We start from the raw sequence: 26,387 nt of genomic DNA, 5'->3' as shown, positions 1-26,387 counted from the left end.
CGAATGTAAGAGGCATGAACTTGCAGAACGCGGTATTCGAAGGCGTCATCGTGGTGCTGGTGGTCGGCTGGATCGTGTACCGGCAGACGCAGTGGCAGGTGCTCGATCCGATGCGGATCTGGCGGGGCCCGATCGTTCTCGGCGTGGTGGGCGTCCTGCAGATGAAGACGGTGCTCGCCGGCGATACCCTCGACGGCGCGGCGGTCGGGCTGCTGACCTTGTCCGCGGTGCTGAGTCTGGGCGTCGGCCTGGCCATGGGTTCGGTATCCCAGGTGCGCTGGATCGACGGTCAGTGGCAGGCGCGCACCGGATGGCTCGGTTCGGCGCTGTGGCTGGTCCTGCTGGCGGTGCGCATCGGGGTCGAGGTGTGCGCGCGTTCGGTCGGCGCGGGCGTGGTCGCCTCGGTCGGCGCGATCCTGCTCATGCTGGCCCTCAATCGTGCCGGTCGCGGCGTGGTCCTGGCCCGTCGTGCCGGACTCTCGCGGTTGGTTGCGGCAGACTGAGACCGATGGTCGTCGCCACGGATACGGGATCCACCACGGGCCTGACCAGGTTGTTCCGCCTGGTCGGGCTCATTGCCGTGGTCTCTGGGTCGGTCGGTGCGGTGTCCTGGCACCCGCTGTGGGTGGCGGTCCTCATCGTGCTGTCGTGGATCGGCTGGGCGGGCTGGGTGGTGGCCCCCTCCGGTGCGCTCGATATGGAGCGAATCTGCCTGTGTGTCATGGCGATCGGCGGCGGCGCCACCGCCGCGCAGTCGACCGGATCGATGATCACGGCGCTGGCGACGGTACTGGCCGCGACCGCCCTGCTGAGCGAGCCGATCTGGTTCGGCCTCGGCCTGGCCGCGCTGACGGTGGTCCTGATGGCCTGCTCGAGCATCCTGGTGGCCGGTGAAAGAAGCCCGCGTTCGATGCTGGGCTTGCTGACCGGCGTGGTGATCCTGGGGCTGATGGGCTGGGCCCGCCGGCAGACGCGAATAGCCGCCGAGCAGAACCGACTACTGGTCGAGCAGAACCGGGTGATTCGCGCCGAACGCGATCGTGCCGCCGCCATGGCCGAACGCGGTCGCATCGCCCGCGATATTCACGACGTGCTCGCGCACACGCTCGGCGGGCTGGTCATGCAGCTCGACGCCGCCGATGCCCTGCTCGAAGCCGGCGCGGTGGAGCAGGCGGCCGAACGGGTGAAGGCCTCGCACACGCTGGCGGTCTCCGGATTGGCCGACGCCCGCCGGGTGGTCGGCGCGCTGCGGGCGCAGGGATTCGATCTCACCGGCGAATTGCGAGGCCTGGCCGCGGAACATCGCGCGACCGGTGGCGAAGTGGCGGTCGAGATCGATGCGGCGACCGGCAGGGCGAGCGAACAGGTGGAGATGGCGATCACGCGGGTGGTGCAGGAGGCGCTGACCAATGCCCGCAAACACGCTCCCGGACAGCCGGTTACGCTCACCCTGCGCGGCAGCGCCACGGAGATGGAACTCGTGGTCTCGAATGCGCTTTCCGCACACGGGGGTTCGCTGCGGCACTCCGGATCGGGAGCCGGACTGCTGGGTATGCGGGAACGGATCGCCGCGGTCGGCGGCACGGTGCTGGCGGGTAGGGAGGAGGGTCGATGGACAGTGCGAATCCGGGCGCCACGCCGGTGATCACGGTGGTGGTCGCCGATGACCAGACCACGGTGCGGGACGGGCTGACTACGGTGTTGTCCCTGCTGCCCGATATCGAGGTGGTGGGGGAGGCCCGCGACGGTGCGGAGGCGGTCGAGCTGGTGCGCCGCCTGGAACCTGGTGTGGTGCTGATGGATCTGCGCATGCCCAACGTGGACGGCGCCTCCGCCACGGCGGCCATCACGGCCTCGCATCCGGGCACCGCGGTCCTGGTGCTGACCACCTACGCCGACGACGCCTCGATCGCCGGTGCGCTCCGAGCCGGCGCCCGCGGCTATCTCACCAAGGATGCGGGCCGCGCCGAGATCGCCGCCGCCATACGCTCGGTCGCCAGCGGCCACACCACCCTGGCCGCCGATGTCGGCCGCCGCCTGGTCGCCGTGCTGGAGACCCCGGCCACCCCAGCCGTGGACCTCACCGATCGGGAGCTCGAGGTGCTGCGCCTGATGTCCCAGGGCCGCAACAACACCGAGATCGCCAAGGAGCTGTTCATCGGTGTCAGCACGGTGAAGAGTCATATCAATTCGCTGTTCGCCAAGCTCGGTGTCCGCGATCGCGGACAGGCCATCGCGTACGCGCATCGCGCGGGTCTGGCCCGCTGATGCTGTGGCCGCACCGGCATACGATGTCCGGATGACTCGCAGTCAACGTTTGCGCATCGTCCCGTCGCAGTTCGCGGTCGAGCATCTGGCCAATTCCACTTTTCCGGAGGACGACGAGTGGATCGCGCTGGTCCGGGCGCCCGAGGGGCTCACCGTCCTTCGTGATGCCCCGGCCTGGGTGGACGGTGAGCGGTGGAAGGGTTTCTACAGCGACGGCGACAGCCACGGCCTGGACCAGCCGGGCATGCTCGCCGCAGTGGTCGGGCCGCTGGCGGAGTCGTCGATTCCGGTATTTGTCGCCTCGACCTATCACGCGGATCTGGTGCTGGTGCCCGATCATCGGCTGCAGGAGGCGACGGAGGTACTGCGCGAGGCCGGGCATCGGATTGCCGAGTAGACCCGGTCCCGGTTGCGCGGACCGGACGGCGGGTGCACCATACTACTGTCTACGTACGTAGAACGTATGCGAACGGCCCTGCCGTACGTTGAGGAGGCGTCAGTAATGGCTTCGCGAGGATTCGGCGACCTGGAAGCGGTCGTGATCGAACGGATTTGGGATCACGGCGACAAGACGACGGTCCGCGAGGTGTTCGACGGTCTTGCCACCGAACGCGAAATCGCCTACACCACCGTCATGTCCACCATGGACAACCTGCACCGCAAGGGCTGGCTCGAACGCGAGCGGGTCGGCAAGGCCTACCACTACTGGCCGACCCTGAGCCGCGAGGAGTACAGCGCGCGGCTCATGAGTGAGGCGCTGGGCAGCGGTGGCCGCTCCGATCTGGTGCTGGCGCATTTTGTGCAGCAGATGAGCCCGGAGGATTCCGAGGGACTGCGCGCCGCACTGCGCAAGCTGGCCCGGGGTAAGACTCGCTAGTCGATTCACCGACCGGTGCCGCCCCTTCCGAATTGCTCTGCCTTCACCTGAAACCTGTACTCGTTCTTCAGCGTACCAACTAAGTACGTACGGAGATAGTGGATTGTTTCCAGGGGGTGTCGATCAGGTAGCCGCAAGGTGAGCACTGTATGTCGAAAACATAGGCTGCCGAACGGATTCGGCGCGGCGATCCAGAGCTCAGTTTTCCAGCGGTGAGCAGATGGCGAGGGCGATGACGGCCGTCACGACAGAGGCGAGCGGAACCAGAATCGCCGCCGCCGCACCGGCTGTCAGTGCCAGCCGTGCACGCGTCCGCACGATCGAGGCGCTCGGTTCGGACAGGCGCTGTAGACGTGTCGCGAGTCCTTCCTCCGCCCCCCTGGGGGCCCCGGCCGGACCGGTCGACAGGCCGGAGAGAGCCAGCAGTGCCTGAAAGACCGTGGCACGGCCGTGGATTCGCGCGGCCGCGTCATCGGCGATCATTTCGAGCAGTCGCGCGATCTCGACGGCTCCGACGGCGAACAGATCGATGCGCGGCATCACCGCGGTGAGACCGCGGGTCACCGCCAGCAGGAGGTGGTGGCGTCCGGTCAGATGGGCGCGTTCGTGGCTGAGCACCGCGGCGACATGTTCGTCGCCGAGTGCGTCGAGCACGCCGCGACTGACCACCACCGTATGTGGTTTTCCCGCAACGCAATACGCCGCCGGCTCGTCGACCTCGAGGATGACGGCATCGAGTCCGCTGTGGTGCCGCCCCGCCAGGCGGGCCATGCGGCCGTGTTCGAGGGTGATGCGCCGGGAACGCAGCAGGGAGCTGCCGAGCCGGACCGCCACCGTTGTCGCGGCCAGCGCCGAGAAACCGGCGAGTAGCAGGAGCCCGACCTGGATCGGTGCGCCGTAATCGCCCACGACGGCGTCGTGCAGGTGTACGAGGCAGGTGTCCATGAATCGGTGTGGCACCGTCCGAACCTGGTGCGTCACCAGGTCGAGAATGAGAATCACCAGCGCCACCGCCCATGCCAGCACGGTCGAGGCAATCGAGGTCAGCCAGGCTGCCAGTGCGACATGCGGCGCCGCGCTGCCGTGGCTGACTCGCAGCAGCAGTCGTGGCGCCAGCACGGCGACCGCGAATCCGTAGAGCAACAGACATGCGGCGACGGTCATTGCCCTACCTGCCGTCCACCCGGCCGCATGTGACTCCTCCCGTTTGATCCGGCTCAGTGTACGAAGCGAACCTGAAGGGAGCCTTACTTTGTCGGTGCGGGCGCCCGGTCATATTGAGTATTGCGCTGACCGGCTATCTTCCGGTATTACTATCTACGTACGGAGATAGTAGATCAAGCTTGTGCCGCCCCCTCATCGGCACAGGGGCGCCGACCGGACCGGCGCCGGTGACGAGCGGAACGGGGGACCACCCCTCATCGGGCCTGTTCCGCTCGTTGCCATCCGTCCTCAGGGTGCGGCGAGCAGTTTGTCCGCCGCCGCCTCGATGCGCGCCTCGTCCAGCAGCACCGTGCCTGCCGCCGGTCCGAGCGGAATGAAGCTGTCCTCGCTCGTGACCCGGGCGATGCGGCCGTCGAATCCGGCATCGAGCAGTGCCGCGAAGACTCCCTCGGAAACCCCTCCGCTGCGCCGGGTTTCGTCCACGATGAGCACCCGTCCGGTGGCGCGCGCATTGTCCAGCAGATCCTCGACGGGCAGCGGGGCCAGCCAGCGCAGATCCAGGACCCGGGCGTGGATACCGCGTTCGCTCAGCCGCCGCGCCACCCGCAGACTCATCGGTACGCCGTTCGCGAAGCTCACAATGGTGAGGTGGGTGCCGATGCCGTGCACCCGGGCCAGCCCGATGTCGGCATGTCGCACGGCGGACACCGGGGCGAGCCAGCCGCCGTCGCCGGAACGGTACAGATCGCGGGTGTGATAGAGCGCGATGGGTTCGAGGAACACGCACACCCGGCCGTCCACCCGCGCCGCCGAGACGCAGGTGCGCAGCATGGCGGCCGCATCATCGGCGCGGGACGGGGACGCGATCACCACCCCGGGGATATCCCGCAGTGCCGCAATGGAATTGTCATTGTGGAAATGCCCGCCGAAACCCTTCTGATAGGCATAACCGGCGATCCGCACCACCATCGGATTGCGGTAGCTGCCATTGGAGAAGAACGAGAGCGTGGCCGCCTCACCGCGCAGTTGATCCTCGGCATTGTGCACGTAGGCGAGGTACTGGATCTCCGGAATCGGCACGAACCCGGCCAGCGCCGCACCGAGCGCGGTGCCGAGCACGCTCTGCTCGTCCAGCAGGGTGTCGAAAACGCGGCGCACACCGAAGGCCTGCTGCAATCCCTTGGTCACGCCGTAGACGCCGCCCTTGCGCCCGACATCCTCGCCGAAGACGAGCACATCGGTATCGCGGGCCAGCAGTTGCCCGAGCGTGTGATTGACGGCCTGCGCCAAGGTCATCGGATCACCGGTGTCCACCGGCGGCGGGGCGACGGCATCGGTCCACGCGGACCACGGTTGCTCCGTATCCGGCGGCGGGGGCGCGGTGCGCATCGCATCGGTGCGCACCACGGTCGGGCGTGCGGGGGCGAGCGCGGCCATGACCGCCTCGGCCGAGGTGAGTTTCGCTTCGCCCAGAACGGATTCGGCGGTCGCGGCGACCTGCGCGCCGATATCGCTGTAGCGCCTGAGGATTTCACCGGGCGTGGCGACGCCCGCCGCGACGAGGATGCGCGCGGTCCTGGTCACCGGATCGCTGCGCAGATCGGTGGCCAGCTCGGCCGGCCGGCGATAGGCCGCCTCCACATCGGATCCCGCGTGCCCGAGCAGGCGTACCGTCCGCAGTCGCAGGAAGGCCGGTTTGCGATGGGTGCGTACCCAATCCACCGCCGCCTGTGCGGTTTCCAGGGTCTCGAGCAGTTCCGCGCCGTCGGCGTCGAAGTAGCGCAGCCCGGGCCGGGAGCCGTAGGCCTGCTCGATCCAGGTGCGCGGGGTCGGCACGCTGATGCCGAGCCGGTTGTCCTCGCAGACGAAGAGAATCGGCATGCCGACACCGAGATGCGTGGTGTGCACGGCGGTATTGATCGCACCGGCGGCGGTGGAGTGATTGGCGGACGCGTCGCCGAAGCTGCACACCACCACCGCATCCGCGGGCCATTCGCAGGCCACCCGCAGCTGGCCGGCACGTTCGATCGCGAAGGCCAGCCCCGTCGCGCGCGGCAGATGGGAGGCGATGGTCGAGGTCTGGGGGATCACATGGGCGGGCTTACTGCCGAAAACCTTGTGCCGCCCACCGGAAATCGGATCCGAGGCGGCCGCGACGACGCCGAGCAGGACATCGCGGATCGGATCGAGTCCCGGCACCTGCCGGGCGCGATGGACGAAGAAGGCGGCCGATCGATAGTGCAGCAGCGCCGGATCGGTGGTGCGCAGCGCCGCGGCCACCGCCACATTGCCTTCGTGGCCGGAGGATCCGATGCTGTAGTAGCCCTGCCCTTCTCGGGTCAATCGCCGGGCCGTCAGATCGAGATGCCGCGCCGTCGCCTGATCCTCGAAGAGTTCGAGGCAGCGGGCGCCGGTGAGGGGACCGCCGGGGGTGAGCGGGTCCTGTGGTGAGCGAGACGCACCGGGTCTCGTGGCGGCGACTTCCGCCCGAAACCACTGGTCTAGTTCGGCCTCCCGCTCGTTGATACGACCCACCTCTCCCCATTTGTCCCAAATGTCGTGTACGCCGGGCTATCAGCGTAGATGTGAAATAGGCGTCTCCTCCGGACCTTCGAATTCCTCGGCTGGTCGCGCCGCAGGCCAACCGCTCCGCTTCATCATGTCGATGATGAGCGCCGCGATATTCCACGCGTCATCCCCGCCGCGATGGTGGGTGCCCTCGAGGGGAAGTTCCGCCGCCTTCAGTGCTCCGGCCATGCCGAAGCGGTGCTGGGTCTCGCGCGAGGCCGAGAAGGCGACCTTGGCATTGGTGTGCCTGCTGCCGAACGGGTATCGGACTTCGGCTGCGGCGCACTGCCGTTCGAACTGCTGGCGGTCGTAGTTGCCCCAGCTGGCCCACGGGCGGGAATCGGAGTGGAACTCCTCGCGCAGCAGCGCGCAGGCCTCGGCGAACGATATGCCGGTGGCCACCAGTTCAGGCGTCAGGGTGGTCAGCTGGGTGCAGAACTCGCTGACGGTGGAGCGATCGGGGCGCACCAGAATACTGTGCTTGCTCACCCGCTCCAATGTTTCGGTATCGAGCACACACAGCCCGATCTCGATGATTTCCATGGGTTGCCCGGGTGGATTGGGTCCCTGCCAGCAGGTGGCCTCCACATCCACCACATTCAGATATCGTGTATGCATAGCGCCGGACGGTACCCCTCGGATACCGGCCGGCGACAACGATTTTCGTGCGATGACGCTATTCGGCGTGCAGCGTCAAACCCGTACCGCTGCCCGCATTGCGCAGCGTCAGAGTGTCGGAATCGATAGCGGCCGTGGCTTTTCCGTTGAGGACGGCCAGCACGTCCCGCTCCACATCCATGACCTGCGGGTCGCAGAGCATTCTGGTGGTGGCGACATGGAAACTGATATCGCTGCCGTCGATCTCGGCGCGGCCGTTCATCTGATTGCATCCGGCGCTGCCGGTCAGGGTGCCGTCGGGGGCGATGGTGAGCGCCGGGCGGACCTCGTCGAGGGTTTGTGAGCGCACCACCGCATCGGTGTGCAGCAGCTCGGTGACGATCCAGGTGGTTTCGGTGAGCGGTTTGCCGGGCTGGGCGACCTTGCGGTCCTGCAGTGTCACGGTGATGCCATTGCCGGTGATCGTCAGATCGGGTCCGGCGAGCTTCCAGCTCGGGGCCGAGCGCAGCAGCCCGTCCACCCAGCCGTCCGCCCCGGCGGTATCGCCGGGGCAGGCCATCAGCGTGGTCGCCATCTGGCCGACCTCGAGCGTATTGCCGTCGAGGGTGACCGGTCCGGTGGCGGTATTGCAGCCCGCGCCTGCGCTGACCCGGCCGTCCGCGAATTTCAGCGTGAGCGGACCGCCGCCCGGGATGGCCGTGCCCTTGACCTGTGTGGAGACGAACGACCGGCCCATGGGCGTGACCTGGGGCTGCGGCGCGGGGGCCGTCTGCTGCGTGGAGCACCCGGCGACGGCCGTGACCGTCACGGCGAGCAGCACACCACACCATCTGCGAGTTGCTGACATGTAGCCGATCGTACGGTGATCACACCGGCATGCCGAGCGCCGACGCGAGCGTCCCGCCGATCGCGCCGACGAAGGCGGACAGTGCGCCCGGGTCCAGGATTTCGGTCGGCACATCGCGCTGATGGCAGCCGTTCGCGGCGGGAACGCCATTGAGCCGGTCGTCGAGCCACAGCACGGCGCTCGCGGTTCCGGCGACGGCGGCGACGCCGTGCTCGCTGAGCAGATCCCGGGTGTAGGAGACGCGGGCGTTCGGATCGGTGCAGTAGGTGTCGTAGAGGTTGTTCACCGCATTGATCGGCATCACCTCATCGAGTGGGGCCTCGTAGATGTAGAGGGGAGTGCTCGGCGTGCCGCGATGGCCGAGGCTGAGTTCGTCCAGTACCGGCGTCATTTCGGGGGAGCGGATGGGATCGCCCGGATAATCGAACAGCCCCTTGATGTTGATGAACGGGAAGCCTGCGAATTGCAGTGCTACGCATTGATTTTCGTGTACCAGGCGGACGGCTTTGCCCAGTGGATTCATGTACTTGTCGATGAACTGCTCGACCTGGGGGTATTCCCGTGCCACGCCGAACAATCCGCCCAGCACCGCGCCGCCGAAGGTGGAGGTGCCGTTGTTGTAGTCGACCGCCATGCGGATATCGGCCATCAGGCCACCCGTTGCCGAGCCGACCAGGTTCAGCTCCGGCGCGTACTGCTGTTGCAGCTCAGCGGCATGCGCGGTGGGGATGGCACCGCCGGAGTAGCCCCACAGCGCGACCCGGGTATCCGTGCCGGGCAGCCCGGCGGGCTCGAAGTTCTCCGCGGCGCGAATGCCGTCGAGGGTGATGCGCCCGCCCAGTGGGCCGACCGCATAGGCCGCGTTGGGGCCCTCATGGTCCGGGATCACCACCGCGTGACCGCGTTGCAGCATTGCCTGCACTTCCACGAATTCCGCGGAGATGACCGGGTTCAGGGGATTGGGCAGCGAACCCATCTGCAGCGTGTAGGAGGGCGCGCAGTTCTGCGACAGCGAATCTTCGGCGAACTGGAAGGAGAGCAGACCGCGCTGTCCGCTGGGCGGCGCGGCATGCGGGACGATGACGGTGGCCACGGCCGCGATCGCCTCGCCGTGGGTATTGGTGCTGCGGTACGACAGCTGCCAGGCATTCACATTCAGCGGAATCAGCCACAGATTGGCGAGATTCACCTGCCGGGCCGCCAGGATCTCGCCGGGTTGCGCGGCCGCTACCCGGGCCGGATCCGGTTGGTAGAAGTTGGCGTCCAAGTACGGCGGTGCGGGCGGAATCGGGAACGGCAGCGCCGGTTCCACGGAAACGGGTTGTGCCGCAGCCGTATTCGTTACCGCCGGGCAGATGCCCACCGTCAATCCCGCCGCCACCGCCAGGCATGCCTGAGCAATCGTCCGGGTCCCCGCTGTCATATCGAACTCCTCCGTGCCGCCCGAGGCGGCGGAGCGCTCATTCCCCTGCAAAGTTAGAGAGCGCTTGGTTTCTAAGTTGTGTGCCGACCCTATGATGCAGGCATGGAATGTGTCAACGGTCACGTCCGCCAGTTGGTTCGTCAGGGCCGCCGGACACGGCAGGATGGTGCGACGTGAGTGAAGTTTCGCGCCCGCGCCGCACCCAACAGGAGCGCCGGGCCGCCACGGTGAGCAAACTGGTCGACGCCACCATCGACGCCATCGGCGAGGTCGGGTATCAGCGCGCCACCGTGCAGGAGATCTGCGGTCGCGCAGGACTTTCCGCGGGCGCCATGTTCCGCCAGTTCGACACCCGCCTGGACGTCATCGTCCGCACTGCCGAGGAGGCCTTCACCCGCCAACTCGACGGCTACCGCGCCACCATGGAACACCTTGGCGCACAAGACAATGCCCTCGACACCGCGCTGCGCTTCCTGCGCGCCGCCCAATCCTCCAACCTCACCCACGCCCTCCGCGAGATCTACCTGGCCGCCCGCTCCGATGCCGAACTCCGCGAACGCATCGCCCCGATCGCCGACCGCTACTACCGCGAAATGATCGCCACCCTCAACCAGACCGGCCTCTTCGACGCCTTCCCCAGCGACATCCGCGAACCCCTGTTCTTCATGATGCTGCACCTCTTCTCCGGCGAAGCCGTAGTCCGCGGCGTCTACCCCCGCCCCGACCTGGACACCGCCATCCTCTCCCTGGTCGAAGACCTCCTGGCCACCTACGCGGCGCGCCCACCCTCCGCATCCGACGGCGCCTGAGGCCCGAACAACCTCGGCAATCAGCGAATCCAACTGCGATCCCCGGTCCAGCACGACCTCTACAGCCAGACCGCACAGCCCGTATCGAGTTGTCGACCGCAGCACTCATCGAGGCCGCACAGCTCGCATCGAGGCCGCGCGGTTGTTGTCGAGACTGCACAGCTCGAATCGAGCAAGGCATAGGGCGTATCCAAGCCGCGCAGCTCGTACCCGTGTTGTACAGCGGGGAGATGCGCTGTTCGGTCTCGCGCGGGCGTGTGGTTGCGGCGGAGTGGGGAGTATCCGCGTGGCCTGGCGGCGGAAAGGGCGGGCGCGCATAGGGTGCGAATGTGAGTGATGTCCGGATCGAGGCTGGGCCTGTGCCGGCGTGGGCGCCGTTTGCGTCGAAGGTGTATCGGGCACTGTGGGTGGCGCAGTTGGTGTCGAATTTGGGCACCTGGATGCAGACGGTGGGGGCGCAGTGGCTGCTTGTTGATCAGCCCCATGCGGCGCTGCTGGTGTCGCTGGTGCAGACCGCGACCACTTTGCCGGTGGTTTTGCTGGTGATTCCGGCCGGGGTGCTGGCGGATCTCATCGATCGGCGGCGGTTGCTGATCGGTGCGCAGTCGGCGATGGCATTGATCGCGCTGCTGCTCGCGGTGACGACGGCGGTGGGGCACACCACGCCGGCGGTGCTGCTGGCGCTGCTGTTCGCGATGGGGTGCGGGCAGGCGCTGACCATGCCGACCTGGCAGGCGATTCAGCCGGAACTGGTTCCGCGTGAACAGATTCCGGCGGCGTCGGCGCTGAATGGGTTGAGCGTCAACGGTGCTCGCGCGATCGGGCCCGCGATGGCCGGTGTGCTCGTCTCGCTGGCGGGGCCGACCTTCGTGTTCGGGTTCAATGCCGTGTCGTTCATCGGCATTGTCGTGGTGCTGATTTGGTGGCGGCGGCCGATTCGGGAGTCGGCGCTGCCGCTCGAGCGTCCGCTGGCGGCACTGCAGGCCGGGATGCGGTACGTCCGGTCGGGGCCCGCGATTCGCCGGGTGCTCCTGCGGGCCGTGCTGTTCATCATTCCGGCCAGCGCGCTGTGGGCGCTGCTGCCGATCGTGGCGCGGGAGCGGTTGGGGCTGGGGTCCTCCGGATACGGCCTGATGCTCGGTGCGCTCGGCGTGGGAGCCGTGATCGGCGGGCTCTCCTTCGCCGCGCTGCGCCGCCGGCTCACCGCCACCCGCATGCTCACACTCTCCGCGGTGCTGTTCGGTGTCGCGACCATGGTTTCGACACTGGTCCAGCAATTGCCCCTGGTCCTGATCGCCCTGCTGATCGCCGGCATCGGCTGGCCACTGGCCATGTCGACGCTGAATTCGACCATGCTGCTGATGTTTCCGGCCTGGGTGCGGGCGCGCGGTATGTCGGTCTACACGCTGGTGTTCATGGGCGGGCAGGCGATCGGTTCACTGGTGTGGGGTTCGATCGCCGGCGGGATGGGTGTGGTGTTCGCGCTGCTGCTGTCGGCCGTCCTGCTCGCGGTGTGCGCGGTGAGCACGCTGTGGTGGCCGGTCAATCAGGATGCGACCGGATTCGATCTGACTCCGACCGCCTTCTGGCCGGAGCCCTACGTCCTCTGCGAACCCGATCCGGCCGACGGTCCGGTGCTGATCCTCCAGAGCTATACCGTCCCGGACGAATTGGTCGACCGCTTCCTCACCGCCATGGCCCGGGTGGGACGCTCCCGCCAGCGCACCGGCGCCATGGAGTGGCGGGTCTACCGCGATGTGGGTGTGGCCGACCGTTTTGTGGAGGCGTTCGTCGTGCGGTCCTGGACCGAGCACATGCACCAGCATCAGGTCCGGCTCACCGCGCAGGATCAGCGCAATGAGCAGGACATGGCCCAGTACACCGTCGGTGAACCGGAGATCAGCCATCTGATCGCGGTGGACGAGCCGAGGTAGCAGGCGATTACGACTGCAACCAGGTCAGCACGGCCAGGACGCGGCGGTGATCATCGTCGGACGGCGGCAGGTTCAGTTTGGCGAAGATCGAGGAGATGTGCTTCTCCACCGCTCCCTCGGTAATGACCAACTGCTTGCTGATCGCCCGATTGGTGCGCCCCTGCGCCATCAGCCCGAGCACCTCCCGTTCGCGCGGGGTCAGTTCATCGAGGGGTCCGCTGCGCCTGCGCGCGAACAGCCCGGCGACCACCTCGGGATCGAGCACGGTGCCGCCGTCGGTCACCCGGCGCAAGGCGTCGGACAGCTCCTCCAGCTTGGAGATTCGGTCCTTGAGCAGATAGCCGACACCGCCGAGTCCGGCCTCGGCGAGCAGATCGGAGGCATAGCTCTGCTCGACGTACTGGGACAGCACCAGCACCGCCGTGCCCGGCACCAGACGCCGCGCCTCGAGTGCCGCGCGCAGCCCCTCGGTGCCGAACGACGGTGGCATGCGCACATCGGTGACCGCGATATCGGGCCGGTGCTCGACCACCGCCCGCACCAGGGCCTCACCATCGCCGACCGCCGCCAGGACGGTCGCGCCCGCTTCCTCGAGCAGCCGCACCAAACCCTCTCGCAGCAGTACCGAATCCTCTGCCAGAACTACTCGCATGAGCGGTGAGCCTAACGGGGGAGCAGTATCTCGGCGGTCAGCACGGTCGGACCACCCGGCGGACTGTGCACGCCGAGCCGCCCGTCCACACCGGCGAGCCGGTCGGCCAGACCGGCCAGCCCATGCCCCTTCCCGATATGCGCGCCGCCCACTCCGTCATCGGTCACCCGCAGCCACAGGCTGATCGCATCGGTGGTCACCGTCACCACACAACTACCGGCCCGAGAGTGCTTGGCGACATTAGTCAGGGCTTCGCTGACGACGAAATAGGCTGCGTTCTCCACGGATTCGGCCAGCCGCTGGTCCGCGCGCAGTTCGCATTCGAGCGAGGTCTCAACCGGGCAGCGGCTCACGGCGGCGGCGAGTGCGGCGGGGAGACCGCGATCGATCAGGATCGGCGGTGCGATACCGCGCGAGACCGCCCGCAATTCGTTCAAGGCCTCACGGCTCTGCTCGAGCGCTTCATCGACCAATGTCCTTGCGGCATCGGGATTGTCGTTCATGCGCCGCCGCGCCGCCTCGAGATCCATGGTCAGCCGGACCAGTCGCTGCTGCGGTCCGTCGTGAATATCGCGTTCCACCCGGCGCAGCGTCTGCGCCTCCGCCTGCACCGCGGCGCTGCGGCTCACGGTGAGCTGTTCGGTTCTGGCGCGCAGCGCGGCTTTCTCATTGGTCAGCAGTGCGCGGGCCACGCCCGTCTGGACAATCGCGAGACCACGCAGAACTGGCGGAGTCGTGGCCGCAAACGCAAGTCCCAGAAGCGTATTCACGATGATATTGGGAGCCAGACCGTGCAGGCCCAGCAGGTCGGCCAGGCCCTGGGAGTCCGGATAGTCCGGAGTCAGCCAGCCGAAGAGCGGATACAGCGTCCCCACCGCTGCCGCACATACCCAGATTACGGTGATGCCCCAGGTGAACAGCCACACCGGCATGGCGAGGATCCCGTATGTGAGATCACGCCAGTACTGCCGGTCCTTCAGCACCGTCCAGATCCGCTGCGATCGGCTCCCGGTGCCGACGGCGTAATAGGCCGCAGGCAGTTCGTGCCCGAGCACCGCCGCCACTCGCCGCCGCTCGAGTGCGGCGAACATGCGGGCCGCTCCCAGCGTTGCGATCAGCACCGGCACGCCCACCCACACCACCAGTGTCGCGGTGCCGAACAGGAAACCGCAGATCAGCGTGATGAAACTGGCGAGTCCGACGAGGATGCCGGGAAGCAGGTAGGCCAGATCCCGCCGTGCCTGTGCGATATCGAACATGACACCACCCTCCCGGTTCAGCTACCCATTGCTCCAACCGGGGACCAGGTAGGCCCGCAGTGGTGCTACCCCCACCCCTCGACTCGCGTCATGCAATCACATGGTGATCGTCCTCGCGATCATCGCGCGTACTCCATCGATGCCAGCGCTGAAGTGCGAGGATCGACACCGACAGCCGTCAACCGGGGAAGGGCCGACGCATGATCGGTTTCGAAGAAGAACCGTTCCTCCAGATCCTGGACTCCGCGGCGGACCGTCTGAGATACCTGATGCACATGGTCATGCTCGGCCGCGATCAGAACGACCCGACCTATCGAACAGCATTGTGGGCCGCTGCCCGGACCCTAAATGCTGCGAGCACCGCCATCGGTGCGGAACTGAGCGAACCGGTCAGTCCGGACCCTCGAGAATCGACACCATAGGCGAGCTGATCCCAGAGTTGTTGCGGATCAAAGCATCTGCCCTCGTGCGTTCGTGAAGTGGCGCCGACGAGGATCTCCGAGGTCAGGCGTCGCCGAGTGGGCTCTGGGGGTGGGCATTCTCGGTATGTCGCCACCATCGGAGCCCACCCGCCGCCTATTTGCCGGCCGGCACGTAGACCAGCTCGAGAATTCCGGATGGGAAGGCGGTGGTTTTCACCAGGCGGAGGTTCAAGGCCTGGTCCAGCTCCGGGAACAGGGGTGCGCCCTTGCCGGTGACGGCGGGCAGCACCCACAGGCGGTACTCGTCGACCACACCGAGTTTGATCAGCGAGTGCATGAACGCGGTGCCGCCGGCGGCGACGAGATCCTTGCCCGGCTCGGCCTTGAGCTTGGCGATCTCTTCCGCCGTGTCACCACTGGCGATTCGAGTCTCGGGCCAGCTGTCGGCCGACTTCAGCGTGCGAGAGAACACGACCTTGGGGATCTCGTTCATCGCCTTCGCCGACGGGTGGTCGGAGCCGGGCCAGAATCCGGCCATGATCTCGTAGGAGTTCCGGCCCATGAGGAAGGCCCCGGCCTCCCACAGCCGGCTGACGAAGTACTCCTCCTGCTCCGCGTCGTCGATGCTCATCATCACGTCGCGGATTCCGTTGTCCCCATCGGCGCTCTTGCCGTCGAGCGAGACATAGAACCCCAAGATCAACTTGCGCATTCGTTTTCCTCCATCAGTTCCCGATAGCGGTTCAGAGGTATCGACGGCCGATCCACCCGAAATTCATCGGTGCGCCCCACACCTCCCCGTCGACCTCTCGAATCTCTTCGTCCGTCAGGGGCCAGCCGTCCTCGCCGATGGGGTGAAGACCGGTGGCGTCATGTCGATATCCGATACGCCCGTTGGTGGGTAGATCGCCGCGCACGTCTCCGATTGCGTCCGGTCGGCTCATCCCGCAGCCCTCGTGATGTAGTCGCCGTATTCGGATTTGGTGAGCGCCAGTCGCCCGCGATCGGTCCGCCGCCAACGCGACGGACTCTGTTTCGTGCCGGCAGCCAGCCCGGAGCGACTGAGTCGCAGCAGTGCCCGCCGAATGCATTGCTCACCGAGGCCGGTCGCCTCGGCCAGCCGATGCACTGTCATTGTTCGTAGAACGTCAGGATTCGCCAGTGCGCCAAGAACTTTCGCCTCTGGTTCCGTCAAGGCCATGATCGCCCCTCGCTGTGCTCGCCGTCGTGACCGGCAGATCGGGCCAGGGCGGCGTGTACTGGTCCGAGCGCCTGCTTCGAAGGTACGAGACAGCAAACACGCAGCGCCAGGAGTGTGCCCATGCTTGCTCATTCCAGTGAAAAGGCCCATCAAATGCGCTGTATCTGAGGAACAATGGACATCGATGGGCAAGCACGTGCACATTCACCGAAGGGAGGAATGGCCATGGAAATCCGCTTTCTCGGTCGCAACGGGTCGAAGGTAGGTGACTGTCCTACGCTGTACGCCACCGATCGTGGGACCAACCTTGTTCAGGGGTGGCAGACGGGAACCCCTGAGACTGTCGAGATCCCGCACATACTCCTCGGCTACCTCGAACCGGATACCTTCCTCGGTGCAACGCTGACCGACACCGGTCGGGGAACATTCCGTCTGACCGGGGTACCGATCACTGACGCTGAAACGCTCGAGAAGCTCACGATGGCGGACGATGAGACCGCAATCGAGGTACCACAGCATCGGAGGACTTACTACGGTGGAACTGAAGCAAAGTAGCGTCTGGCCGGACCTGTTCCGCCGAGCGAAGCGGTCGGCGTTCCACATGGAAGTCCGTGACGCATACGCAGTCCCGGGGGAGTCGGAACCCTTGCGCCGATTCCTGAATGGTCAACCGCGGCTGGAGGACGACGAGTCATGGTCGGCCTGGGGCGAACTGATTCGAGAGGTCACAGGTCGCGGTGTTGCTGTCACCCGCGTTCGCGTCGTCACGGTTCCCCACAGCGACTACCAGCGTTGGCTGCTGACAGAAACCTATGACAACGTCGCAGCAGGTGAGGACATCCGTTATCTGCCACGGCATCTCGTTGCGGTAGGCGAGGTGCCGGCCGATGACTGGTGGCTGTTCGACGATGAGATGGTGGCTTTCAATCTCATCGATGCCGAAGGGCGGCCTGCGGGCGTCGGTGTGACGACCGATCGGCATTTGGCCGCTGTGTGTAAGCAGTCGCGGGAACGGCTGTGGCTGTCGGCGATACCCTTCGCTGACTATGTCAAGTCGGCGGTGTAGTGGCTGATTCTGTTCGGGCACAACGAGAAGCTCTCGGTCAACGACTGCGTGAAATGCGGCGTGCTGCTGGAGTCACAGGACGAGAGCTTGCTCGTCGTGCGGGCTGGCACGAGTCGAAGGTCTCGAAGATCGAGTACGGCAGAGTCAACCCGTCCGATGCTGATCTGAGGGAGTATTGCGTCCACTCGAATGCGCTCGATCAGCTGCTGGATCTGATCGCTTCACGCCGGAATCTGGATGCCGCATATATGGAGTGGCGGCGGCTCCTGGCGACGGGCACGAGGGCCAGGCAGCACGAGTCGGTCAAGACGGAGGCCGCTGCCCGCCGCATCCGCAACTGGCAACCGCAGGTCATTCCAGGGCTGCTCCAGACCGCAGACTACGCAGCGGCGATCCTGCGGTACGGCGTCGAATTCTATGAGCTGCCAGACGATGTGGATGCCGGCGTAGCCAAACGAATGGAGCGGCAGCGCATTCTGTACCGCGCGGGTCGTCGCTTTCATTTCCTGATCGCCGAACAGGCGCTGTACACGACCGTTGGTAGCGACAGTGTGATGCGAGGGCAACTGGATCGTTTGTTCTCGATCATTGGAATGCCGCGTGTGACGATCGGCCTGGTTCCGGCAATAGCAGTGGGGCGCGCCGCTGTCGAGAACTTCGCCATGTTCGACGACCGTGTCGTCAAAGTCGAAGGTACAACGGCGGAATTGACGATCACCCAACCTCGCGAGATCAAACTTTATGGTCGCGCGTTCGACATCTTGGCTGACCAATCGGTTACAGGAGATGACGCGCGGGCGCTCATCCGCCGTGCGGCCACCGAGCGCATGGCGGATCAGTAGCAGTCGTCTCGTGGGAGAATGCTGGTCCGTGCAAGTCGATCGTCAGAGGTGCTGCCCGGCCGGCCGGTTCGACCAGCGCGCCAGGCGTATCGCCGATTCGATCTCCACACGAGTTGCGGTGTTTCACAATGGCAAGCGTGTCGGCACAGCTCGAGGTCAGTGACCAGTCCAGGAATCGGGCGCTCCTGGTTCTCGCGCCGAGCTTGCTGGTCCTGATCGCCTACTCGGTCTACGGGTTCGCGGACTCGGACGCGGAAGAGCTGATCGCCCCCCGAGGCTGGTGAGCATCCATCCGTTCCCGATGACCGAGATACCCCCAGCCCGTTGATCTTCCGCCGCGCCGGGCTTCCCAGAAGATGGCACGGACAGTCAGCGGAACAGGCGGAAGAACCCGCGCACCTGCTCGACCAGCGAGTTCGGCTGCTCGAGCGCGGCGAAGTGGCCACCATGCGGCAACTCCTCGAACCAGCGCAGGTCGGTGAACCGCAGCTCGGCCTCCCGCCTCGACGGGCGGGTGATGTCGCGCGGGTAGATCGACAGCCCGGATGGCGCGGTCACCTTGTCCCGGAAGTTGGCGAAGCTCTCCCAGTACAGGCGCGCCGACGACGTGGCCGACGCGGTGAACCAGTAGACCGAGATCTCGTCGAGGATCTGCTGCCGCGACACCGCGTCCTCGGGATGGCCGTCATTGTCCGTCCACGCCCAGAACTTCTCGGCGATCCAGGCGGCCTGCCCCGCCGGGGAGTCGGTGAGGCCGTAGCCGAGCGTCTGCGGCCGAGTCGCCTGAATTGCCGAGTACCCCCGGCCGGTGCGCTGGAACTCCTTCTCGGCCTGGAGATTCGCCAGCTCCGCGGGCGTCGGGTCGTCGAACGTGCCCGCCGCCACGGACCCCAGGTTCAAATGCACGCCGGCGACCCGCTCGGGCGCCACCTCACCCAGCGCGCCGGACACCGCCGAACCCCAGTCACCGCCCTGTGCGCCGTATCGTTCGTAACCGAGCGACACCATCAGCGTGTCCCAGGCGCGCGCGGTGCGAGTGACCCCCCACCCGGTCGTCGGTGGCTTGTCACTCCAGCCGTATCCGGGCAACGACGGCGCGACCACGTGGAATGCGTCCGCTGGGTCGCCGCCGTGCGCGCGCGGGTCGGTCAGCGGGCCCAGGACCTCCAGGAACTCGAGCACCGAACCCGGCCACCCGTGCGTGAGCACGAGCGGGAACGCGTCCGGCTCCGGCGAGCGAATGTGCAGGAAATGGATGCCCAGCCCGTCGATCGTGTCGCGATACTGCGGGAACACGTTCAGCCGCTCGGCGAACCCGAAGTCGTAGTCCTCGGCCCAGCTGTGGCACAGCTCCTGCGCATACGCCAGCGGCACACCCTGTGACCAGTCGTCCACCGGCTCGGGCTCGGGCCACCGCGTCCGTCGCAATCGTTCACGCAGGTCCGCGATCTCGGCTTCGGTGATGCTGACCTCGAATGGCTCGGCGGACATGGCAAAGCTCCTTACTGGTCAAGGCGTTACCGGATCAGATGCTTGAACCCGCGCAACAGTAGCCATGGTCGCTTCGGGAATATTCCGAGCAGACGTACCCGCGGCCCAGTTCGACATGCGAAACCTGCGCCGGGGCAACGACAAAGGCGGCAACGACCACGGCGAGAAATCCCCGTGATCGGCAATATGGTGCGTTCGTCCAGCCCGGATCGACGCTGACGTCGGCAGGTCGGGGCAGCGCAGCGGAATCCTCTGTGCGCAATGCTCGCCGGCCATTCAGCCGAACTCGGCCCCGGGGTGGCGAGGCGAGGCGGCGTGGAGGGTCTAGCGTTGTTTCCCATGGGGAGCAAAGAGATTGTGGTGACGGTTGGTGAGGAAGACTGGCGCACATTGATCGATGCCGCCGACGCTGCGGGCATGTCGGTGGAGGCCTACGCCTCGTGGTGTATTCGGATCTTCGCAGTGCAGGCCCGTCCGGGTGGCGGCAAGCGGGCCGGCGAACTCGGTCGGACGAAAACAGCGAAGCGCGCGGCGGAGATCGACGAGGACTCCGAGTCGGCTGCGTGGGCGGAAACATTCACCGAGCGCCTGTCGCATCGTATCGATCGCAACCCCGAGATCTGATCCGCGACGGCTGTTATTCCGTGCGTGGGCCGGTTTGCGCAGCGCGGAGGTAGCCGGAAGGGGATGTTCTGCGCGGCAGTGCATTTGGTACGAGGGTCACGTCGAAATGGTCCGCAGAACCCACCGGTGATCGAGTGTCAATCGTCGAGGGATTGGACCAGGGAGGTGCGGTCGTTCGAATCGGTTTTGCTCCAGCGCAATTCATTCAGACGATCCCAGCGGTCCTCCGCCCAATCCCAGATGAGGTCGGCGACCAGGGCGGGGTCATCGAGCTTGGGGTCCGCGTTGTAGCGGCGGGCGCCGGAGTCCCGGACGACCTCGAGGGTGTAGGTGATCGGGTCGTCGGGGTTGTGGAACACCGCGCCTCGGTAGGCCTGGATCAGAGAGGTGTCGTCGTTCGGTCGTGTGACGATCACGAAAGGGGTTCGTGCGTATTTGTGCAAATTCGGTACCCAGTAGTGCAATTCGCGCAGACTCACGGAGGAGAATGAATGTTCCCCGCCGATGTCCACATCGACTGTCCGGCGCGAACTCGAGCGGACGAAGACTTCGAACGTCACGTCGTAGAGTTCGGCACCCGGCGAGATGACTTCCTCCATGATCGGCAGGAACCCCGCGACGGCCTCATCTGGCACTCGAACCTGCACGATGTCGCCGTGAAAGAAAGCGTGAGCGGTCAACTCGGGACGATTCGCCCGGTTCACGCCATTGCGCCAGCCCTCGACCATGCCCGTCATGCACAGCACATGGTTGTCCTCGGTCGGTGGGCAGGAGTATTGCGAGCGAACGTAGACCACCACCTCGGCGTGCCGCCGAGCCACACCCTTGGGCAACACCACGAAATCCCGAACCACCCGGCGAGCGTAACTTGCCGGAATCACCCGTGCTGCACGGCGACCGCGGCAGCACGATCGGGCCATGGGCGCGCACTGGACCGGCCCGAGTTCACCTCGGGCAGTTGATCTTCTGCATGGTGGTGCCGGCCGCGTCGAACCGCGCGGGTCGCGGCAGAACAGGATGTTCCGCGAGGTAGTGCGTTTAGCGTCGAAGTGACGTCGAAAGGCTGGTGATGCACTAACTTTGGACAATCGTGCACAATCATGAACCCAATAGCTACGACTGTCCGTTCTGCTTCCTCCTCATCGGCGGTGAGACTCCGCTCGACAGTCCGCGCGACATCGTGCTGCGCACCGACCACGCCACCGCGTTCACCGCATCGCGATGGTGGCCGAACAATCACGGACATGTGCTGGTCATTCCGAACGCTCATCACGAGAATCTCTACGACCTGCCGCAGGAGTACGGGCACGCTGTACACGACGTGGTCCGTGAGATCGCCATCGCGATGCGGGCCGTCTACGGTTGCGACGGGGTGTCCACATGTCAGCACAATGAACCTGCTGGTGGCCAGGATGTTTGGCACTACCACGTACATGTCTTCCCGCGGTATCACGGTGACAACCTGTATGGTTCCCACCCGTTGTCGGAATACGCGGCCGGCGAACAACGGTGGGTCTACACCGATAAGCTGCGCGACTACTTCGAATCGCCGCGCAGGGCCTGAAATCGCCAACGCAGCGTGATAGCCACGCTTACTTGCACATCGTGAACTCAGCAGAGCAGAGCGCTCGGTCGGCCCCAGATGGATGCTGCCAGTTGATCTTCCGAGGTGTCGCGCCGGCCGTTCCGAACAGCGCGGTATGCGGCTTATGTGGATGTGCTGTGGTGGTCGCTGCTCTGAAAACTGCAGACGCTGCCACCGATCCGGCGCTTGCGCGGTGAACGGGTAGTCGGTCTCGCGGCGCTCCGGGTAGCGGTCGAGGCGGCTGAGTTCGGCTCAGCTTGCTGCCGCCAGTGCCCTCCATACCTTTCTGGAACGTGAGCGGGGCTGTGGAGCCGCGTATTCGATTCGCCGGCGTGCTTCGTGGGCACTGATCCGCAGCAGATCGCTCAATAGCTCGGTGGTGTCCCGGTAGCCGGTGTCTGCGGCGAGGCCGCGACGCTCGGCTTCGGCGACGGCTGCGCGCATGGCAGCGTCAAGTCGTCTCCTGCGGCGTTCGGTTTCTACGAGGGTGCGCAGCAAGTCGACATCGGCCAGTTCCGGCCATTCTGCTGCTGGAGCGCCCGGCGCCAGCGCGGTCGAATGTATGGTCACGCGAACCAGCATACCGCAGTGGTCGAACATATGTTCGATTATCGAGGTTGTGAAATATTGCGGTTCTGCCGTGTCGAACCTGGTGCCACTCTTCGCGGGAGATCGCAGGATACGAAGGTGTGCCGAGGACGTTGCCGATAAGGCACGGCCGGCACCAGGGTGTATGCGATCATGCCTCTGACGACCGCATACAATGGCCCGCATGCGCATGTTCCTCGATATCCTCCTGATCATCACCAGCGTGCTGCTGGTGCTGCTGGTGCTGCTGCACCGCGCCAAGGGCGGGGGTCTGTCGAGCCTGTTCGGTGGCGGTGTGCAGTCCAGCCTGTCGGGATCCACCGTCGTCGAGAAGAACCTGGATCGGATCACCATCTTCCTCGGGGTGATCTGGCTGATCTCGATCCTCGGTATCGGACTCGAAATCAAGTTCTCCTCCTAGTCGATACCTGACAAGTCGCCGGGCGCCGCTGCATGCGGCGCCCGGCGACTTGTGCTGGGTGTGCGCACCCGGAGCCCGGTTTCCGCATACCGGGCAACCGGGCGGTGCGAATATCGCCGATTGTTTGCAACGGGTTGTCCAATCGGGACCCCGTCACCACCGTCCTGTGGGCATCATGGACAGATGGACTTGGTGAATACGGTGGCGCCGAGCCTCGCGGGGGTGCTTCACCGGGACTTCTTCTGGATGGTGTGGAACAGCGTTCTCGCTTGGATTCCGGTTGCGCTCGCGCTCTTGGTTTTCCGTTCCGACCCGCAGTTCGGGCGGCGGCTACCGGTGTCCCCGGTGTGGTGGGCGGGGGTTGCGCTGCTGATGCTGTTCCTGCCGAACGCACCCTATGTGGTAACCGATTTGGTGCATTTGCGCGATGATGTGCGCGCCATCGGCGACGGTCCGGTGGTCTCCACGGTATTGCCGGTGTACGGCGTCTTCATCGTCTCGGGATTTCTGGCCTACTACCTGGTGCTGGCGGAGCTGCGCGGTTTCCTGGAGCGCATCGGCCTGAAGGCCTGGCGGGCCCCGGTCATCCTCACGGTCCATCTGCTGTGTGCCGTAGGCGTTTTCCTGGGCCGCTGGGTACGCCTCAACAGTTGGGAGCCGGTGGTCGAGCCACGCGGCACCTTCGAGCGCATGGTGCTGGCCCTCACCTGGGAATGGGCGCCGATCCTGATTGCCGCGGTCTTCGTGGCAACGGCCCTGGGCCACTTCGTGACTCGTGCGGTGGCCGAGGCCGGAGTGGCGAGCGCGCGCCGTGGCGCCCGGCTGGTGCGAAGTCTGCGCCTCGCACCGCCGAGCCCCGATCAGGTGTGATCAGGCGAGGCCGAGGCGCTCCGCCGCGAGAATGCGGATCGCCTTCTTGTCCGGCTTGCCGAGGCCGGTGAGGGGGAGCTTGTCGATCAGCAGCACATGCTTGGGCACCTGCACGGAACCCTTGCGCTGCTTGACCGCCGCCTGAATCTCCGCGGTCACGATCTCGACCGCGGCGGCATCGGCGGCCGTCTCCGGATCGAGGACCAGCAGCGCGGTCACAGCCTCGCCCCAGTGCGCGTCCGGCACGCCGACCACCGCGACCTCGAGCACCCGCGGATGCTCGGACACAACGTCTTCCACCTCCCGCGGGAACACATTGAACCCACCGGTGACCACCATGTCCTTGCTGCGGCCGACGATGAAGAGGAAACCGTCCTCGTCCTCACGGGCCAGATCGCCGGTGCGCAGCCAGCCGTTGTGGAAGGTTTCCGCGGTGACCTCGGGCAGATTCAGGTACCCGGCCGCGAGCAGCGGTCCGGAGACACAGATTTCGCCGACCTCACCGGGCGCGACCGGATTGTCCTCACCGTCGAGCAGCGCCACCCGCACCGCGGTGGAGGGCCGCCCGCACGAGGTGAGCCGCTCCTTGTCGTGCTCCTCCTTGCCCAGATAGCTGATGGCCATGGGCGCTTCGGACTGCCCGAAGTACTGCGCGAAGATCGGCCCGAAGCGATCGATGGCCTCCTGCAGGCGATTCGGGTCGATGGCGGAGGCGCCGTAGTAGACGGTCTCCAGCGACGACAGATCGCGGGTCGCCGAATCCGGGTGATCCAGCAGCGCGTAGAGCATCGACGGCACCAGCATGGTGGCGCTGATCTTGTGCTCTTCGATGGCCTTCAGGACTTCACCGGCGTCGAAGCGCGGCACCACCACGCACTGCCCGCCGAGCAGGACGACCGGCAGGAAGAATGCCGCACCCGCATGCGAAAGCGGTGTGCAGATCAGGAATTTCGGCCGCTTGGGCCATTCCCACTCCGACAGCTGGATCTGCGTCATGCTCGTCATCGTGCGCGCGGTGCCGACCACACCCTTGGGCTTGCCGGTGGTCCCGCCGGTGTAGCTGATCGAGATGACGTCCTCGGGCAGCAGATCCACCGCCAGCACCGGCTGCGGCTCGTACTTGTCGGCGGTGGTGAGCAGATCGACGCCCACATCGGCCAGCGCCTCGGGCACGGGCCCGAGCACCAGCACGCGGGTCAGGCTCTCCACCCGATCCACCAGCTCCCGCGCCCGCTGCACGAACGCCGGAACCGGATCCAGGATGAGCGTCGTAATGCCCGCGTCCGCAAGCACATACGCGTGATCGTCGACGCCGCCGATCGGATGCAGCGCGGTGCGCCGCTGCCCGGAGATCTGGCCCGCACCGATGGTGAAGAGCACCTCCGGCCGGTTCAGCGCGAGGATGCCGACGGGACTGCCCTGCACCAGGCCGTACTCGGCGAAGGCCGCGATATAGCGGCTCATCGCATCGAGCACCTCACCGCCGGTGAGCACATTGCCACCGAGGGTCAGCACCGGCCGGTTCTTGTGCCGGCGCAGTCCGGATACCAGCAGATGGCCATTGTGCAGTGGCAGCCGCAGATGGGTGTCGGGATCGATTGTGGTCATAGCCTTCTCCACTTCGAGCGGTTCTTGTCAGCGGTTATAGCGTGTGTGCGCCGTACAGGGTGACGACGACCGCGCCGCCCAGGCCCAGATTGTGGGCGAGCGCGGTGCGCGCGTCGGGCACCTGGCGTTCGCCCGCGAGTCCGCGCAGCTGCCAGGACAATTCGGTGGCCTGCGCCAGGCCGGTGGCGCCGAGCGGGTGGCCCTTGGAGATGAGCCCGCCGGACGGGTTCACCACCCAGGTGCCGCCGTAGGTGGTGGCGCCGGATTCGACCAGCGCACCGGATTCGCCCTCACCACACAGGCCCAGGGCCTCGTAGGTGATGAGCTCGTTGATGGTGAAGCAGTCGTGCAGCTCGATCACATCGACGTCCGCGACCCCGATTCCGGCGGTGGCGAACACCTTCGAGGCGGCCGCGCGGGTCATGGGCGCGCCCACGACATCGATCATGGAGCCGGTCGAGAAGGCATTGCCGTCATCGGTGGCCAGTTCCTGCGCCAGAATCTCGATGGCCTGATCCTCGAGCCCGTGCGCCCGCACGTACTCCTCGCTGACCACGACCGCGGCGGCCGCGCCGTCGGACATGGGCGAGCACTGCGAGCGGGTCAGCGGTCCGTGCACCGGCTTGTCACCGAGCACCTGCTCCAGCGTGTACGCATCCTGGAACTGCGCCAGCGGATTCCGCGTGGAGTGCTCATGGTTCTTCACCGCGACCGCCGCCAGCTGCTCGGGCGTGGTGCCGTAGCGCTTCATATGCTCGATGGCCGCATTGCCGAAGAACTGCGTGGTGATGGGCGCCTGGCTGAAGTCGTACTGCTCGCGCATGACGGCCAGGTGATGATCGACGGTGGTGGCTTTGGGCCGGGTGGCCGGGCCCGCCATGGATTCCTTGGTCATCTGCTCGAAGCCGACGGCCAGCGCGATGTCCACGATCCCGCTGCCGACCCATTCCCGGGCCAGCATGAGGGCGGTGGACCCGGTGGCGCAGTTGTTGTTCACATTCACGATCGGAATGCCGGTGAGACCCACGTCGTACAGGGCGCGCTGCCCGGCGGCGGACGGCTGGAAGACGTAGCCGGCGGCGGCGCGCTGCACCTGGTCGTAGGTGATTCCGGCATCGCCGAGTGCGCCGTTGACGGCCTCGGCGACCATCTGCGGGTAGGTCCACTCGCGGGAACCGATCTTGACGAACGGGGTCATATTGACACCGACGACGAAAACGCGACGCATTCTTCCTGTACTCCTGTTCTGC

31 protein-coding genes are annotated in these 26,387 nt (G+C 66.2%); 16 read left to right on the top strand and 15 right to left on the bottom strand.

Annotation, left to right across the window (positions count from 1 at the left end; all coding sequences use genetic code 11):
* Positions 1 to 14 precede the first annotated feature (14 nt).
* From OG716_RS16450 to OG716_RS16430, 5 genes are all read left to right on the top strand, one after another.
* On the top strand, positions 15 to 503 hold the full coding sequence (locus OG716_RS16450) for a hypothetical protein (protein WP_405138467.1): 489 nt from the start codon (positions 15 to 17) through the stop codon (positions 501 to 503).
* 5 nt (positions 504 to 508) lie between these two features.
* Positions 509 to 1,645, top strand: a complete 1,137-nt coding sequence (locus OG716_RS16445; protein WP_405138466.1) for a sensor histidine kinase — start codon at positions 509 to 511, stop codon at positions 1,643 to 1,645.
* The gene (locus OG716_RS16440; protein ID WP_405138465.1) at positions 1,612 to 2,268 is read left to right on the top strand and encodes a response regulator; all 657 of its coding nucleotides are present in this window, start codon (positions 1,612 to 1,614) and stop codon (positions 2,266 to 2,268) included. Before OG716_RS16445 ends, OG716_RS16440 begins: the two co-directional genes overlap by 34 nt.
* Positions 2,269 to 2,299: 31 nt before the next feature.
* Positions 2,300 to 2,665 (top strand): ACT domain-containing protein, encoded by a 366-nt coding sequence (locus OG716_RS16435; RefSeq protein WP_405138464.1) that lies wholly within the window; start codon positions 2,300 to 2,302, stop codon positions 2,663 to 2,665.
* A gap of 105 nt (positions 2,666 to 2,770) precedes the next feature.
* Positions 2,771 to 3,145, top strand: coding sequence for a BlaI/MecI/CopY family transcriptional regulator (locus tag OG716_RS16430; protein WP_355120155.1), 375 nt, complete (start codon positions 2,771 to 2,773; stop codon positions 3,143 to 3,145).
* Positions 3,146 to 3,343: 198 nt separating this feature from the next.
* Here OG716_RS16430 and OG716_RS16425 read toward each other — a convergent pair whose 3' ends face one another.
* From OG716_RS16425 to OG716_RS16405, 5 genes are all read right to left on the bottom strand, one after another.
* Entirely contained in the window at positions 3,344 to 4,309 is a 966-nt protein-coding gene (locus OG716_RS16425; protein WP_405138463.1) for a M56 family metallopeptidase, read from the bottom strand.
* A 288-nt stretch (positions 4,310 to 4,597) separates the two neighbouring features.
* Positions 4,598 to 6,844: a thiamine pyrophosphate-dependent enzyme gene (locus OG716_RS16420; protein WP_405138462.1), complete on the bottom strand. Its 2,247-nt coding sequence runs from the start codon at positions 6,842 to 6,844 to the stop codon at positions 4,598 to 4,600.
* Between the two features lie 39 nt (positions 6,845 to 6,883).
* Positions 6,884 to 7,495, bottom strand: coding sequence for an exonuclease domain-containing protein (locus OG716_RS16415; RefSeq protein WP_405138461.1), 612 nt, complete (start codon positions 7,493 to 7,495; stop codon positions 6,884 to 6,886).
* A gap of 58 nt (positions 7,496 to 7,553) precedes the next feature.
* Complete coding sequence (locus OG716_RS16410) at positions 7,554 to 8,342, bottom strand: META domain-containing protein (protein WP_405138460.1); 789 nt, start codon at positions 8,340 to 8,342, stop codon at positions 7,554 to 7,556.
* Positions 8,343 to 8,361: 19 nt separating this feature from the next.
* Positions 8,362 to 9,765 carry a lipase family protein gene (locus OG716_RS16405; protein ID WP_405138459.1) on the bottom strand — a complete coding sequence of 468 codons (1,404 nt, stop codon included), beginning with the start codon at positions 9,763 to 9,765 and terminating at the stop codon, positions 8,362 to 8,364.
* A gap of 173 nt (positions 9,766 to 9,938) precedes the next feature.
* Between OG716_RS16405 and OG716_RS16400 the strand changes: the two genes are divergently transcribed.
* The gene (locus OG716_RS16400; protein ID WP_405138458.1) at positions 9,939 to 10,574 is read left to right on the top strand and encodes a TetR/AcrR family transcriptional regulator; all 636 of its coding nucleotides are present in this window, start codon (positions 9,939 to 9,941) and stop codon (positions 10,572 to 10,574) included.
* Between the two features lie 329 nt (positions 10,575 to 10,903).
* The gene (locus OG716_RS16395; RefSeq protein WP_405138457.1) at positions 10,904 to 12,508 is read left to right on the top strand and encodes an MFS transporter; all 1,605 of its coding nucleotides are present in this window, start codon (positions 10,904 to 10,906) and stop codon (positions 12,506 to 12,508) included.
* A 7-nt stretch (positions 12,509 to 12,515) separates the two neighbouring features.
* Here OG716_RS16395 and OG716_RS16390 read toward each other — a convergent pair whose 3' ends face one another.
* Both OG716_RS16390 and OG716_RS16385 read right to left on the bottom strand, forming a co-directional pair.
* Positions 12,516 to 13,160, bottom strand: a complete 645-nt coding sequence (locus tag OG716_RS16390; RefSeq protein ID WP_405138456.1) for a LuxR C-terminal-related transcriptional regulator — start codon at positions 13,158 to 13,160, stop codon at positions 12,516 to 12,518.
* An 11-nt stretch (positions 13,161 to 13,171) separates the two neighbouring features.
* A complete protein-coding gene (locus tag OG716_RS16385) occupies positions 13,172 to 14,419 on the bottom strand; it encodes a sensor histidine kinase (RefSeq protein ID WP_405138455.1) in 1,248 nt (415 codons plus the stop codon).
* A gap of 200 nt (positions 14,420 to 14,619) precedes the next feature.
* On the opposite strand from OG716_RS16385, the gene OG716_RS16380 reads away from it, so the two are divergent.
* A complete protein-coding gene (locus OG716_RS16380; RefSeq protein WP_405138454.1) occupies positions 14,620 to 14,841 on the top strand; it encodes a hypothetical protein in 222 nt (73 codons plus the stop codon).
* A gap of 154 nt (positions 14,842 to 14,995) precedes the next feature.
* Here OG716_RS16380 and OG716_RS16375 read toward each other — a convergent pair whose 3' ends face one another.
* The 3 genes from OG716_RS16375 to OG716_RS16365 are packed head-to-tail and all read right to left on the bottom strand — an operon-like array spanning position 14,996 to position 15,976.
* On the bottom strand, positions 14,996 to 15,553 hold the full coding sequence (locus OG716_RS16375) for a dihydrofolate reductase family protein (RefSeq protein WP_405138453.1): 558 nt from the start codon (positions 15,551 to 15,553) through the stop codon (positions 14,996 to 14,998).
* 31 nt (positions 15,554 to 15,584) lie between these two features.
* The gene (locus tag OG716_RS16370; RefSeq protein WP_405138452.1) at positions 15,585 to 15,785 is read right to left on the bottom strand and encodes a hypothetical protein; all 201 of its coding nucleotides are present in this window, start codon (positions 15,783 to 15,785) and stop codon (positions 15,585 to 15,587) included.
* A complete protein-coding gene (locus OG716_RS16365) occupies positions 15,782 to 15,976 on the bottom strand; it encodes a hypothetical protein (RefSeq protein WP_405138451.1) in 195 nt (64 codons plus the stop codon). The genes OG716_RS16370 and OG716_RS16365 overlap by 4 nt, the downstream gene beginning before the upstream one ends.
* Positions 15,977 to 16,216: 240 nt before the next feature.
* Between OG716_RS16365 and OG716_RS16360 the strand changes: the two genes are divergently transcribed.
* The 4 genes from OG716_RS16360 to OG716_RS16345 all read left to right on the top strand — a co-directional run bounded on the left by OG716_RS16360 (position 16,217) and on the right by OG716_RS16345 (position 18,234).
* Positions 16,217 to 16,597: a hypothetical protein gene (locus tag OG716_RS16360; protein ID WP_405138450.1), complete on the top strand. Its 381-nt coding sequence runs from the start codon at positions 16,217 to 16,219 to the stop codon at positions 16,595 to 16,597.
* Complete coding sequence (locus OG716_RS16355; protein WP_405138449.1) at positions 16,578 to 17,108, top strand: DUF6879 family protein; 531 nt, start codon at positions 16,578 to 16,580, stop codon at positions 17,106 to 17,108. The genes OG716_RS16360 and OG716_RS16355 overlap by 20 nt, the downstream gene beginning before the upstream one ends.
* Positions 17,108 to 17,950, top strand: a complete 843-nt coding sequence (locus tag OG716_RS16350) for a helix-turn-helix domain-containing protein (RefSeq protein ID WP_405138448.1) — start codon at positions 17,108 to 17,110, stop codon at positions 17,948 to 17,950. Before OG716_RS16355 ends, OG716_RS16350 begins: the two co-directional genes overlap by 1 nt.
* 137 nt (positions 17,951 to 18,087) lie before the next feature.
* The gene (locus OG716_RS16345; protein WP_405138447.1) at positions 18,088 to 18,234 is read left to right on the top strand and encodes a hypothetical protein; all 147 of its coding nucleotides are present in this window, start codon (positions 18,088 to 18,090) and stop codon (positions 18,232 to 18,234) included.
* An 85-nt stretch (positions 18,235 to 18,319) separates the two neighbouring features.
* On the opposite strand, the gene OG716_RS16340 is transcribed toward OG716_RS16345, so the two are convergent.
* Complete coding sequence (locus tag OG716_RS16340) at positions 18,320 to 19,441, bottom strand: epoxide hydrolase family protein (protein WP_405138446.1); 1,122 nt, start codon at positions 19,439 to 19,441, stop codon at positions 18,320 to 18,322.
* Between the two features lie 339 nt (positions 19,442 to 19,780).
* On the opposite strand from OG716_RS16340, the gene OG716_RS16335 reads away from it, so the two are divergent.
* Complete coding sequence (locus OG716_RS16335) at positions 19,781 to 20,065, top strand: hypothetical protein (RefSeq protein WP_405138445.1); 285 nt, start codon at positions 19,781 to 19,783, stop codon at positions 20,063 to 20,065.
* Between the two features lie 137 nt (positions 20,066 to 20,202).
* Here OG716_RS16335 and OG716_RS16330 read toward each other — a convergent pair whose 3' ends face one another.
* Positions 20,203 to 20,919, bottom strand: coding sequence for a hypothetical protein (locus tag OG716_RS16330; RefSeq protein ID WP_405138444.1), 717 nt, complete (start codon positions 20,917 to 20,919; stop codon positions 20,203 to 20,205).
* 236 nt (positions 20,920 to 21,155) lie between these two features.
* Between OG716_RS16330 and OG716_RS16325 the strand changes: the two genes are divergently transcribed.
* The gene (locus OG716_RS16325) at positions 21,156 to 21,629 is read left to right on the top strand and encodes an HIT family protein (RefSeq protein ID WP_405138443.1); all 474 of its coding nucleotides are present in this window, start codon (positions 21,156 to 21,158) and stop codon (positions 21,627 to 21,629) included.
* A gap of 273 nt (positions 21,630 to 21,902) precedes the next feature.
* On the opposite strand, the gene OG716_RS16320 is transcribed toward OG716_RS16325, so the two are convergent.
* Complete coding sequence (locus tag OG716_RS16320) at positions 21,903 to 22,250, bottom strand: DUF222 domain-containing protein (protein WP_405138442.1); 348 nt, start codon at positions 22,248 to 22,250, stop codon at positions 21,903 to 21,905.
* A gap of 172 nt (positions 22,251 to 22,422) precedes the next feature.
* On the opposite strand from OG716_RS16320, the gene secG reads away from it, so the two are divergent.
* Both secG and OG716_RS16310 read left to right on the top strand, forming a co-directional pair.
* A complete protein-coding gene (gene secG / locus OG716_RS16315) occupies positions 22,423 to 22,659 on the top strand; it encodes a preprotein translocase subunit SecG (RefSeq protein ID WP_297626023.1) in 237 nt (78 codons plus the stop codon).
* Between the two features lie 183 nt (positions 22,660 to 22,842).
* Positions 22,843 to 23,529: a DUF1361 domain-containing protein gene (locus OG716_RS16310; RefSeq protein ID WP_355120123.1), complete on the top strand. Its 687-nt coding sequence runs from the start codon at positions 22,843 to 22,845 to the stop codon at positions 23,527 to 23,529.
* On the opposite strand, the gene fadD8 is transcribed toward OG716_RS16310, so the two are convergent.
* Both fadD8 and OG716_RS16300 read right to left on the bottom strand, forming a co-directional pair.
* Entirely contained in the window at positions 23,530 to 25,137 is a 1,608-nt protein-coding gene (gene fadD8 / locus OG716_RS16305) for a fatty-acid--CoA ligase FadD8 (protein WP_405138441.1), read from the bottom strand.
* A 34-nt stretch (positions 25,138 to 25,171) separates the two neighbouring features.
* Positions 25,172 to 26,365, bottom strand: coding sequence for a thiolase C-terminal domain-containing protein (locus tag OG716_RS16300; RefSeq protein WP_405138440.1), 1,194 nt, complete (start codon positions 26,363 to 26,365; stop codon positions 25,172 to 25,174).
* Positions 26,366 to 26,387: the final 22 nt, after the last annotated feature.

It is taken from the genome of Nocardia sp. NBC_01388 (genome assembly GCF_045040085.1).
Taxonomy (GTDB): Bacteria; Actinomycetota; Actinomycetes; order Mycobacteriales; family Mycobacteriaceae; genus Nocardia.
Note: the sequence above shows the minus strand (reverse complement) of the source record. Positions and strands in the feature narration are given on the sequence as shown.

Coding starts and splice junctions, on each gene's coding strand:
- OG716_RS16450 (WP_405138467.1), top strand. CDS start 15: ATGAACTTGCAGAACGCGGTATTCGAAGGCGTCATCGTGGTGCTGGTG.
- OG716_RS16445 (WP_405138466.1), top strand. CDS start 509: ATGGTCGTCGCCACGGATACGGGATCCACCACGGGCCTGACCAGGTTG.
- OG716_RS16440 (WP_405138465.1), top strand. CDS start 1,612: ATGGACAGTGCGAATCCGGGCGCCACGCCGGTGATCACGGTGGTGGTC.
- OG716_RS16435 (WP_405138464.1), top strand. CDS start 2,300: ATGACTCGCAGTCAACGTTTGCGCATCGTCCCGTCGCAGTTCGCGGTC.
- OG716_RS16430 (WP_355120155.1), top strand. CDS start 2,771: ATGGCTTCGCGAGGATTCGGCGACCTGGAAGCGGTCGTGATCGAACGG.
- OG716_RS16425 (WP_405138463.1), bottom strand. CDS start 4,309: ATGACCGTCGCCGCATGTCTGTTGCTCTACGGATTCGCGGTCGCCGTG.
- OG716_RS16415 (WP_405138461.1), bottom strand. CDS start 7,495: ATGCATACACGATATCTGAATGTGGTGGATGTGGAGGCCACCTGCTGG.
- OG716_RS16410 (WP_405138460.1), bottom strand. CDS start 8,342: ATGTCAGCAACTCGCAGATGGTGTGGTGTGCTGCTCGCCGTGACGGTC.
- OG716_RS16405 (WP_405138459.1), bottom strand. CDS start 9,765: ATGACAGCGGGGACCCGGACGATTGCTCAGGCATGCCTGGCGGTGGCG.
- OG716_RS16390 (WP_405138456.1), bottom strand. CDS start 13,160: ATGCGAGTAGTTCTGGCAGAGGATTCGGTACTGCTGCGAGAGGGTTTG.
- OG716_RS16385 (WP_405138455.1), bottom strand. CDS start 14,419: ATGTTCGATATCGCACAGGCACGGCGGGATCTGGCCTACCTGCTTCCC.
- OG716_RS16380 (WP_405138454.1), top strand. CDS start 14,620: ATGATCGGTTTCGAAGAAGAACCGTTCCTCCAGATCCTGGACTCCGCG.
- OG716_RS16375 (WP_405138453.1), bottom strand. CDS start 15,553: ATGCGCAAGTTGATCTTGGGGTTCTATGTCTCGCTCGACGGCAAGAGC.
- OG716_RS16370 (WP_405138452.1), bottom strand. CDS start 15,785: ATGAGCCGACCGGACGCAATCGGAGACGTGCGCGGCGATCTACCCACC.
- OG716_RS16365 (WP_405138451.1), bottom strand. CDS start 15,976: ATGACAGTGCATCGGCTGGCCGAGGCGACCGGCCTCGGTGAGCAATGC.
- OG716_RS16360 (WP_405138450.1), top strand. CDS start 16,217: ATGGACATCGATGGGCAAGCACGTGCACATTCACCGAAGGGAGGAATG.
- OG716_RS16340 (WP_405138446.1), bottom strand. CDS start 19,441: ATGTCCGCCGAGCCATTCGAGGTCAGCATCACCGAAGCCGAGATCGCG.
- OG716_RS16335 (WP_405138445.1), top strand. CDS start 19,781: ATGGGGAGCAAAGAGATTGTGGTGACGGTTGGTGAGGAAGACTGGCGC.
- OG716_RS16320 (WP_405138442.1), bottom strand. CDS start 22,250: ATGTTCGACCACTGCGGTATGCTGGTTCGCGTGACCATACATTCGACC.
- secG (WP_297626023.1), top strand. CDS start 22,423: ATGCGCATGTTCCTCGATATCCTCCTGATCATCACCAGCGTGCTGCTG.
- OG716_RS16310 (WP_355120123.1), top strand. CDS start 22,843: ATGGACTTGGTGAATACGGTGGCGCCGAGCCTCGCGGGGGTGCTTCAC.
- fadD8 (WP_405138441.1), bottom strand. CDS start 25,137: ATGACCACAATCGATCCCGACACCCATCTGCGGCTGCCACTGCACAAT.
- OG716_RS16300 (WP_405138440.1), bottom strand. CDS start 26,365: ATGCGTCGCGTTTTCGTCGTCGGTGTCAATATGACCCCGTTCGTCAAG.